The sequence below is a fragment of the Burkholderia sp. Ac-20392 genome, from assembly GCF_017104585.1.
GTDB classification, from domain to species: Bacteria; Pseudomonadota; Gammaproteobacteria; order Burkholderiales; family Burkholderiaceae; genus Burkholderia; species Burkholderia lata.
This window is the reverse complement of sequence record NZ_JAAGPB010000338.1, coordinates 1-9720: the sequence shown is the minus strand read 5'-3', so window position 1 is coordinate 9720 and position 9720 is coordinate 1. Positions and strand designations below refer to the sequence as shown.

Sequence of the window (9720 nt, the reverse complement as noted above, 5' to 3'; positions counted from 1 at the left end):
CCGCGCCGCATCGCCGAGCACGGTGAAATGTGCGTCGGGCCAGCGCTGCGCGGCGTCACGCAGCGCCTGCACGGTCAGCTCCGGGCCGACCCCCGCGGGTTCGCCGGTCGTGATCGCGATCTGCAGCGCGGGCGTGGTCATCTGAAACTCGCTCAGTTCGCCGGGCTGACGCCGCCGATCTTGTACTGCACGTACGACGAATCGCGCAGCTCGCGCAGCCAGTCGGCATACGCCTGCTCGGCCTTGCGCTGGCCGATCGCCTGACGCGCGATATCCATCTGCTGCTGCACCGAGCCTTCCGCTTCGCGGCGGCTCAGCACCTGGATCAGGTGATAGCCGTACTCGGTACGGATCGGCTGGCTGATCTGGCCGTCCTGCAGGTTGTTCATCGCGCGCTCGAATTCCGGCACGGTCTCGCCCGGGCTGATCCAGCCGAGATCGCCGCCCTGCGACGCCGAACCGTCCTGCGAGTAGGTGCGCGCGAACTTCGCGAAATCGCCGCCGGCCTCGACCTGGTTGCGGATGTCGGCCAGTTGCTGGCGCGCCTGGCCTTCCGACTTGCCTTCACCCACGCGCAGCAGGATGTGGCGCACGTGCGTCTGGACGATCTTCGGTGCGGCGGCAGTCGCGCCCTGGCTCTGGCGGCGGTCGACGAGACGCACGATCTCGAAGCCGTCCGGCACGCGGATCAGCGTCGGGTTGACCTGGCCCGGGCGCAGCTTCGATGCGGCGTCGACGACGTCGGCCGGCAGCGCGCTCGGCGCCTTGAAGCCGAGGTCACCGCCCTTCTTCGCGTCGTTCGCTTCCGAATTGTTCTTCGCGAGCTTCTCGAAATCGGCGCCCGACTTCGCCTGCTGCAGCAACGCGTCAGCCTTCTTCTGCGCGACTTCGATGTCGGCCTGCGGCGCGTTGGTCGGCGCCTTGATGAAGATGTGCTGGAAACGCAGGTCCTGCTGCTGCGACGCGTTCGGCCCGCGCTGGCTCGCGATGTAGTTCGCGACCTCGGCGTCCGACACGGTGATCTTGCCGTCGACCTCGCGCTCGCGCAGCTTCGACAGCATCAGTTCGGTGCGCGCGTCGCTCGTGAAGATGCTCCAGGGCACGCCTTGCGCCTCGAGACGCGCGCGGTACTGCTCGACCGTCATGCCGTTCGCCTGCGCGAGACGCTGCAGCGTGGACTGCACGGTCGCGTCGTCGATGCGGATCCCGTCGTCCTTGGCCTTCTGCACCTGGATACGCTCGAGCACCATCTGGTTCAGCACCTGCGCGCGCAACTGGTCGGTCGGCGGCACGGGTGCGTTCTGCTGCTGCAGCCGGCGCGCGATCAGGCCGGCACGCTGGTCGAGTTCGCGGCCCGTGATCACGTCGTTGTTGACGACCGCGACGACTTCGTCGGCGAGCTGCGCACCTTGCGAACCGAGCGCCTGCGCCGCGGCCGGCGCGGCGGCGAGCAGCGCGGAGGCCGCAGCGAGGCTGGACACGACTGCCGCGAAACGAAGGGTTTTCTTCATTGCCACTGGAACTCCATTGAAATCGTGCTGACCGGTGCAGACAAGCCGGCGTTACTCGTAGTTGCTGAAGCGGGACATCGGCGGCGGCGGCGGCGGCAGCGGCGTGTAGCCCGGCACCCCGGCGCGGAATGCGGACACGAGGCCGTTGTCGACGGTCGACAGGCCCTTGAGCGTCAGCTGCATCATGACTCGCGTCGACGAGTTCTGCTGTCCCGACGAATTGATGCCGTTCGCCGCCCGTTGCACCCCGACCCCGAGCGCCCAGCAGTCCGCGTCGTATTGTAAGCCGACCAGACCGTCGACCACGCGATCGCCCGCGAGGTCGTAGTTGAAGCGGCCGATCGCATACAGGCGGCGCGTGAGTGGCCATTGCGCGGACACCAGGAACTGGTTGATCGGCTGGTTGTCGAGCGTGGTGTTCGATCGCGTGTAGCGGTAGCCGACGTTGATCACGCGGCGCTCGCCCGGGCTGTAGCCGAAACCGACGCTCGACTTCACGAGCTGGTTGTTGTTCTGGTTGTACTGGAACGCCGTCTCCGACATGAAGCCCGAGCCGAGCTTCAGCGCGGCGCCGACGATCAGGTCCGAGTGGCGCGCCTGCACGGCGGACTGCCCGGAATTCAGCGTGACGCGCTGATCGGCGAAGTAGTACTGCTGCGCGATCACGAAGCGCGCACGCTCGTCGCCGGTGCGCGGATCGATGAAGCGCGACGTCAGGCCGGCCGTGATCCGGTTCGCATCGGCGATCCGGTCGTTGCCGACGAACGTGTTCGGCTGGTAGATCTCCGCGAGGCCGAAGTCCGATTCCGCGGTGTCGAACAGCGGGGCGTTCGACTGGTCGCGATACGGCGTGTACACGTAGTACAGGCGCGGCTCGAGGGTCTGGATGAAGTCCTGGCCGAACAGGCGCACCGAGCGGTCGAAGATCAGCCCCGTATCGAAGCTCACGGTCGGGATCGACTCGGTGAAGCGCTTCGGGCTGTTCGGCGTGGTCGACGACAGGTAGTTCAGGTCGTACGACGCGAAGTGGTACTGGACCTTCGGCACGACGAAGTAGCCGGGGCCGTACACGCCGTACGAGATGTACGGATTGAAGACGATCCGGTCACCCTGGGTCGCATCGGCCGTCGTGATGCGGAACCGCGAATAGTCGGCTTCCGCGCCGAAGTCGAAGCCGCCGACGTTGTACTTCGTGTACTTCACGTTCAACTGCGGCTCACGGCTGTACGGCGCGATCGACGGCGGCAGCGTCTGCCAGTGCTGGTAGCGCGCGAGCACCGACCACGGGCCGTTGTTGTACGTGAGGCCCGCTTCCTGCTGGTACAGCGTCTGCGTCCCGTTGATGAACTGGTTCGCCGACCCGAGGTCTTCGGGATACGTATTGTCCGAGACCTTGTTGTAGTAGACGTAGCCGCCGAAGCCGCCGCCGAAGTTCTGCTGGTGCTGCCAGTAGATCGCGTAGCGGTTGCGGTGCGCGAGCCGGTCATCCGGCAGGTAATTGGCCGTAAACGTGCCCGAATACGACGGCGACAGGTAGCGGAACGTCGCCTCGGCCATCACGCCGCGCCGCGAGATGATGCGCGGCGTGAGCGTGAGGTCGCGGTTCGGCGCGATGTTGAAGTAATACGGCAGCGACAGTTCGAACCCGTTGCTCGAGTTCATCGCGAACGTCGGCGGCAGCAGGCCGCTGCGCCGCTCGCCCGACAGCGGGAACGTCATCCACGGGCTCGCGAAGATCGGCACGCCCTGGAAGAACAGCACGCCGTTGCGCGCGGAGCCTTCGTCGGCGCCCGTATCGAAGTCGAAGCGGCTGCCCTTGATGTACCACGCGGGGTTCGTCGAGCACTGGCACGCGGTGTAGGTGCCGTTGACGAACACCGAGCGCTCGTTGTCGACCATGTCGACGCGTTCCGCGCTGCCCGACCCGCCCGTCATGTTGAAGTGATACTTCGGCGCGGTCATGAAGCCCTGGTTCGCCTCGATCTTCAGGTGCGCCTCGGGGCCCGTGAACGACGTGCCGGAATTGTTGATCCTGACCTGGCCGTACGCGTCGGCCATGTCGGTATCCTGATCGTAGTGGATCGCGTCGGCCTTCACGACGGCGTCACCGCGCCGCAGCTCGGCCGAACCCTTCGCGGCGAGATCCTGCTCGGCCGTGCCGCTCGTGTGGTCGGCGATCACGAAGGCGGCCGGCTTCGCGCCGTCCTTCAGCGGACGATCCTCGAGCTGGGGCGCGAGACGCAGATCCCACGGCGAGTCGAGCGGCTGCGGCTGCGCGGCCGCGCCCGACAGCTGCGCGTACGACACGGCCGGCACGAGGCCAGGCACGGCCAGGAGCGCGAGCGCGAGCCGCCGTTTGCGCGGCGCCCCGTCACCGGGGAAAACATTCGGGAATAGCGGTTTGGGCGGCATCTATCGTTTGGCGAATCGCCCCTTGTCAACCACGCCGTCGCGGCACATTCGCACGCGGCGGGCCGCACCGTCGCACCGCGACTGCGGCTGAGCGCAAACCGGGGAGGCGTTCGGGTGACGGCGCGACAGGCGGCGGGCCTGCACGGCGGGAAGCTGACGCGGGGCGCGTCAAAAAAGTCGTGGGGTATTATATGGCAAGACGTTCCCCCCTCCTCCGAGTTTCATGACGCCCCCATCCGCCGCATCCCAGCCCGACGCCCGCCTCGAAGCACTCACCGCGTGGCTGCAGCCGCTCGCCGAACGCCATGCGCTCGACCTGTCGACCCTCGCGCCCGCCTCGTCGGACGCCAGTTTCCGCCGCTATTTCCGTGTCGCATCGGCCACGAGCGCCGGCGGCACGCTGATCGCCGTCGACGCGCCGCCGCCCGAGAAGTGCCGTGAATTCGTCCAGGTCGCGCAGCTGCTCGCCGCGGCCGGCAACCACGTGCCGGACGTGCTCGCCCACGATTTCGACGCGGGTTTCATGCTCGTGACCGATCTCGGCCGCACGTCGTACATCTCGGTGCTCGATCCGGCCGACCCGGCCGCCGCAAAGCCGCTGATGCGCGCGGCGCTCGACGCACTGATCCGCTTCCAGCTCACGTCGAAACCCGACGTGCTGCCGCCGTTCGACGAGGCATTCCTGCGCCGCGAGATGGAGCTGATGCCCGAATGGTTCGTCGGCCGCCACCTCGGCAAGCCCGTCACCGACGCGATGCGCGGCACGCTCGACCGCACCTTCGCGCTGCTGGTCGCCAGCGCGCACGCGCAGCCGCAGGGTTTCATGCTGCGCGATTTCATGCCGCGCAACCTGATGGTGTGCGAGCCGAACCCGGGCATCCTCGATTTCCAGGACGCCGTCTACGGGCCGCTGACGTACGACGTCGTGTCGCTGCTGCGCGACGCCTTCATCAGCTGGGACGAGGAGTTCGAGCTCGACTGCTTCGCGTACTACTGGGAAAAGGCGAAAAAGGCCGGCCTGCCGGTCGACCCGGATTTCGGCGAGTTCTACCGCCAGCTCGAATGGATGGGGCTGCAGCGCCACATCAAGGTGCTCGGCCTGTTCGCGCGCATCAATTACCGCGACGGCAAGCCGCACTACCTGAACGACCTGCCGCGCTTCATCGCGTATGCGCGCAAGGTCGCGCTGCGCTACCGCCCGCTCGTGCCGTTCGCGAAGCTGCTCGACGAGCTCGAGGGCAACGCGCCGGCCGACGTGGGCTATACGTTCTGACCGTTCCGACTCTCCTGACACCCGGCCGAACATGAGCAACACCCTGACCACGGCGATGATCTTCGCCGCCGGGCGCGGCGAACGGATGCGCCCGCTCACCGACACCCGCCCGAAGCCGCTGCTCGAAGCGGGCGGCAAGCCGCTGATCGTGTGGCAGATCGAAGCGCTCGCCCGCGCGGGCATCGAGACGATCGTGATCAACCATGCGTGGCTCGGCGAGCAGATCGAGGCTGCGCTCGGGGACGGCTCGCGCTGGGGCGTGCGGCTCGCGTATTCGGCCGAGGGCGACGCACTGGAAACGGCGGGAGGCATCGCACAGGCGTTGCCGCTGCTCGAGCGCGACGGGCAGCCGGCCGTGTTCGCGGCAGTCAGCGGCGACGTCTACTGCGCGTTCGACTACCGGTCGCTCGCGCCGCGCGCCACCCGGATGGCCGCGCTCGACGCACCGGCGATGCACCTCGTGATGGTGCCGAACCCGCCGTTCCACCCGGCCGGCGACTTCGCGCTCGACGGCGACGGTCACCTTGCGCTCGACGGCGCCGCGCGCTTCACGTTCGGCAACATCGGCCTGTACGACACGCGGATGTTCCGCGATCTCGCGCCCGGCACGCGGCGCGCGCTGACGCCGTACTATCGCGCGGCGATCGAGGCCGGCCGCGCGAGCGGCGAACTGTATGAAGGTATCTGGGAGAACGTCGGCACGCCCGCGCAGTTGGGCGAGCTGGATGCGCGGCTGCGCGCCGCGAAGTGACCGGCTGACGGGTCGTCGGGCCGATTGATCAGATGGTTGGCTGATCCGCTGCTTAGCTGACTGGCTGGCCGACCGACAAATCGGCCGGGTTGGTCTGGCTGATCAACAGGTCCCGCACCTGCCGGCCCCTCATGCCGACGCGCGTCCCGCCCGTCAAGCACGCCTCCTTCCCGCTGCGCGCCCCCGCGCGCAGCACCGCCGCTTACGCGGCTTCCGCCTCTTCCCCGCCCGCCGCCGCACGCTGCTGCTGCAGCGCCCACATCTGCGCATACAACCCGTCGGCGCGCACGAGTTCGTCGTGCGTGCCGCGCTCGACGATCCGCCCGTGGTCCATCACGAGGATCTGCTGCGCATGCACGACCGTCGACAGCCGGTGCGCGATCACGAGCGTCGTGCGATGCCGCGCGATCTGGTCGAGCTCGTGCTGGATCGCGCGCTCCGAGCGCGAATCGAGCGCCGACGTCGCTTCGTCGAACAGCAGCACCGGCGGGTTCTTCAGCAGTGTGCGCGCGATCGCGACGCGCTGCTTCTCGCCGCCCGACAGCTTCAGCCCGCGCTCGCCGACCGGCGTGTCATACCCCTTCGGCAAGCTTTCGATGAAATCGTGGATGTGCGCGGCGCGCGCGGCCGCGATCACTTCGTCGCGGGTCGCGGTCGGCCGGCCGTACGCGATGTTGTAGTAGATCGAGTCGTTGAACAGCACCGTGTCCTGCGGCACGATCCCGATCGACGCGCGCAGCGAGTCCTGCGTGACGTCGCGGATATCCTGTCCATCGATCCGGATCGCGCCGCCCGACTGCCGGTCGAGATCGTAGAAGCGGAACAGCAGCCGCGACAGCGTCGACTTCCCGGAGCCGCTGTGGCCGACCACCGCGGTCGTCGTACCCGCGTCGATCGTGAACGACACGTCGTGCAGGATCTGCCGCGCCGGCTCGTAGGCGAAATTCACGTGCTCGAAGCGCACCTGCGCGCCGGCGACCGCAAGCGGCCGCGCATCGGGCAGGTCGGCCACTTCCTTCGCGGCCGACAGCAGCCCGAACATCCGGTCCATGTCGGTGAGGCTCTGCTTCAGCTCGCGATAGACGACGCCGAGAAAGTTCAGCGGGATATACAGCTGCAGCATGAACGTGTTGATCAGCACCAGATCGCCGAGCGTCAGCTTGCCGGCGAGCACGCCCTGCGTCGCGCGCCACAGGATGAACACGAGCCCCGTGCCGATGATCGCCTGCTGGCCGAAGTTCAGCACCGACAGCGAGTTCTGCGAACGGATCGCGGCCTTCCGGTAGCGCTTCAGGTTCTCGTCATAGCGCTGCGCTTCCCACTCCTCGTTGCCGAAATACTTGACCGTCTCGTAGTTGATCAGCGAATCGATCGCCCGCGAGTTCGCGCGCGAATCGAGTTCGTTCATCGTGCGGCGGAAATGCGTGCGCCAGTTGGTGACCTTCACCGTGAACACGATGTACGTGACCAGCGCCGCGAACGTCACGTACGCGTAATAGGCCTCGTACTTGACCACGAAGAAGCCGAGCACGAGCCCGACCTCGACGAGCGTCGGCAGGATGCTGTACAGCGAATACGAAATCAGCTGCTGGATGCCGCGCGTGCCGCGCTCGATGTCGCGCGACATGCCGCCGGTCTGGCGCTCCAGGTGAAACCGCAGCGACAGCCCGTGCAGGTGCCGGAACACCTGCAGCGCGAGCTGGCGCACCGCGCTCTCGGTGACTTTCGAGAACAGGATCTCGCGCAGCTCGGTAAACAGGGAAGTGGACAGCCGCACGAGCGCATACGCGACGACCAGCAGCCCCACGCCGCCCGCGAGCACGATGCCGGCCGACTGTTCGGCACGGCCGATCGCGGTGATCTGCTGGACGTAGGACAGGTGGTCGACGATGCGCTTCATCACGACCGGCACGCCGAGGTTCGCGACTTTCGCGCCGATCAGGCAGCCGAGCGCGAGCGCGACACGCCATTTGTAGGTGGTCAGGTACGGCAGCAACGACCGGATGGTCTGCCAGTCGTTGCGGGGCCCGGTTGAAGCCGGCGCGGGCTCACCGGAAGCAGGAAATCGGCGCATGGGGGGAAGGATCGGCGGCGGTGCCGGACGCGTGCGACGGCGGCCGGCTCGCTCACTTTCTCGTACAATTTGCGAACGTTGTATTGTCGCAGAAGCCGCTTCGCGCCGCTGCCGGCGCCCTCGCCGGCCGGCCTGCGCGCGGCGGCGTATTTATTACAGGATGAAAGCCCCCGCCATGACCGATTCGACCCTCGAACTCCCGCAAAAGCAGCCCGCGCTGCGCGTCGTCCCGCAACCGCACGACGCGAACGTCCACGGCGACGTGTTCGGCGGCTGGATCATGTCGCAGGTCGACATCGCCGGCTCGATCCCCGCGAGCCAGCGCGCGAACGGTCGCGTCGCGACGGTCGCGGTCAACTCGTTCGTGTTCAAGCAGCCGGTGTTCGTCGGCGATCTGCTGAGCTTCTACGCGACCATCACGCGCACCGGCAACACGTCGATCACGGTCGACGTCGAGGTGTTCGCGCAGCGCATGCGCCTGATGGGCGAGGTCGTGAAGGTCACCGAAGCGACGCTCACCTACGTCGCGACCGGCACCGACCGCAAGCCGCGACAACTGCCGCCGCTCTGACGGACGAGCGCCGTGCGACGGCGCCCTCCGCCTGCCCGCGGCCACCTCAGTGCGTGGCCGTCAGCCCGAACTCCCGCATCGCGGGCAGGAAATCGTGGTTCAGCTTCGGCTTGCGCGACAGCTTCACCAGCACATAGCGCTGGAACGGCGCGAGCCGCTGCCACTGCGCGAGCTCGGGCGCCATCAGCCCGGCCAGCGCGCTCTGCTGCACGAGCGACTCCGGCACGATGTCGGTAGCGCGCCAGGTCGGCCGCTCGTCCGGCTGGAACCACGATGGTTCCAGATCGGCGTGCGTGCGCAGCATTTCGAACAGCGCGTGATCGAAGTTGGGCTCGATCGCGGTGTCGTCGTCGGCCGGAAAGCGCGCGAGCAGCTTGCGGTCCTCGAGCGGCAGCAACTGCCACTGCTCCAGTGATATCCGCAGACCGAAACGGTCGAGATTGAAACGCACGATCATCGGGATGTACGTGAAGTTTTCCGATGAATCGTGTTCGAAGGTGAATAGCAGTGGAGCGTCGCTGAGTCCCATGATCGTTACCTGACGTGGCGGATGCCGGCGCGGCCGGCTTGCCTGAGGTATTTTAGAACCTCTGCGCGCGGGCGGCGGATACGATTGCCGCCGGCCTCGCGCCGAATCAACGGGAGTGCTCGTGAATCCGACCGAATCCGGTGACATGCGCGACGAACCGCGCGGCGCGATCGAACTGTCCGTGCGCCGCACGCGCGGCGGCGCCGTCGAAACCGCGCACGACTACGTGGGCCAGGAATGGCCCGTCGCGCTCGTCTTCAACGGCATCTCGCACGCGGTGATGATGTGTACGCCGTGCGACCTCGAAGCGTTCGCGGTCGGTTTCGCGATCTCGGAAGGGATCGTCGCGCGCGGCAGCGACATCAAGGACATCGACGTGATCCTGCACGCCAGCGCGCCGCTGCCGCATGCGGAAGTCCACCTGGAGGTCGTCCAGCAGGCGTTCGCCGCGCTGAAGGACCGGCGCCGCGCGCTCGCGGGGCGCACCGGCTGCGGCGTCTGCGGGATCGAAAGCATCGACCTGCTCGACCTCGCGCCCGAACGCGTGCCCGATACGGGCTTTCTTGCGCGCCTCGCGCCCGACGCGCTGACGCGCGCCG

The 9720-nt window shown here is 67.6% G+C and carries 8 protein-coding genes and 1 pseudogene; 4 read left to right on the top strand and 5 right to left on the bottom strand.

Annotation, left to right across the window (positions count from 1 at the left end; genetic code table 11):
- From pdxA to G3N99_RS27990, 3 genes and pseudogenes are all read right to left on the bottom strand, one after another.
- Positions 1 to 141, bottom strand: a pseudogene (pdxA, locus tag G3N99_RS28000) (4-hydroxythreonine-4-phosphate dehydrogenase); the annotation flags it as partial.
- A gap of 11 nt (positions 142 to 152) precedes the next feature.
- Positions 153 to 1511, bottom strand: a complete 1359-nt coding sequence (locus G3N99_RS27995; RefSeq protein ID WP_174940239.1) for a peptidylprolyl isomerase — start codon at positions 1509 to 1511, stop codon at positions 153 to 155.
- A gap of 51 nt (positions 1512 to 1562) precedes the next feature.
- Positions 1563 to 3923, bottom strand: a complete 2361-nt coding sequence (locus tag G3N99_RS27990; protein WP_206124006.1) for an LPS-assembly protein LptD — start codon at positions 3921 to 3923, stop codon at positions 1563 to 1565.
- A gap of 223 nt (positions 3924 to 4146) precedes the next feature.
- Here G3N99_RS27990 and G3N99_RS27985 point away from each other — a divergent pair, with 223 nt between their 5' ends.
- Positions 4147 to 5196, top strand: coding sequence for a phosphotransferase (locus G3N99_RS27985; protein WP_174942410.1), 1050 nt, complete (start codon positions 4147 to 4149; stop codon positions 5194 to 5196).
- 31 nt (positions 5197 to 5227) lie between these two features.
- The gene (gene murU / locus G3N99_RS27980) at positions 5228 to 5947 is read left to right on the top strand and encodes an N-acetylmuramate alpha-1-phosphate uridylyltransferase MurU (RefSeq protein WP_206124005.1); all 720 of its coding nucleotides are present in this window, start codon (positions 5228 to 5230) and stop codon (positions 5945 to 5947) included.
- Between the two features lie 202 nt (positions 5948 to 6149).
- Here the strand turns inward: murU and G3N99_RS27975 are convergent, their stop codons facing one another.
- Positions 6150 to 8021 (bottom strand): ABC transporter ATP-binding protein/permease, encoded by a 1872-nt coding sequence (locus G3N99_RS27975; RefSeq protein WP_174940231.1) that lies wholly within the window; start codon positions 8019 to 8021, stop codon positions 6150 to 6152.
- Positions 8022 to 8196: 175 nt separating this feature from the next.
- Between G3N99_RS27975 and G3N99_RS27970 the strand changes: the two genes are divergently transcribed.
- Positions 8197 to 8592, top strand: a complete 396-nt coding sequence (locus G3N99_RS27970) for an acyl-CoA thioesterase (RefSeq protein ID WP_174940229.1) — start codon at positions 8197 to 8199, stop codon at positions 8590 to 8592.
- Between the two features lie 46 nt (positions 8593 to 8638).
- Here G3N99_RS27970 and G3N99_RS27965 read toward each other — a convergent pair whose 3' ends face one another.
- Positions 8639 to 9121 carry a nitrate reductase associated protein gene (locus G3N99_RS27965; RefSeq protein WP_174942405.1) on the bottom strand — a complete coding sequence of 161 codons (483 nt, stop codon included), beginning with the start codon at positions 9119 to 9121 and terminating at the stop codon, positions 8639 to 8641.
- Between the two features lie 121 nt (positions 9122 to 9242).
- Between G3N99_RS27965 and G3N99_RS27960 the strand changes: the two genes are divergently transcribed.
- On the top strand, positions 9243 to 9720 hold a 478-nt coding region (locus G3N99_RS27960; protein ID WP_206124004.1), incomplete at its 3' end, for a formate dehydrogenase accessory sulfurtransferase FdhD.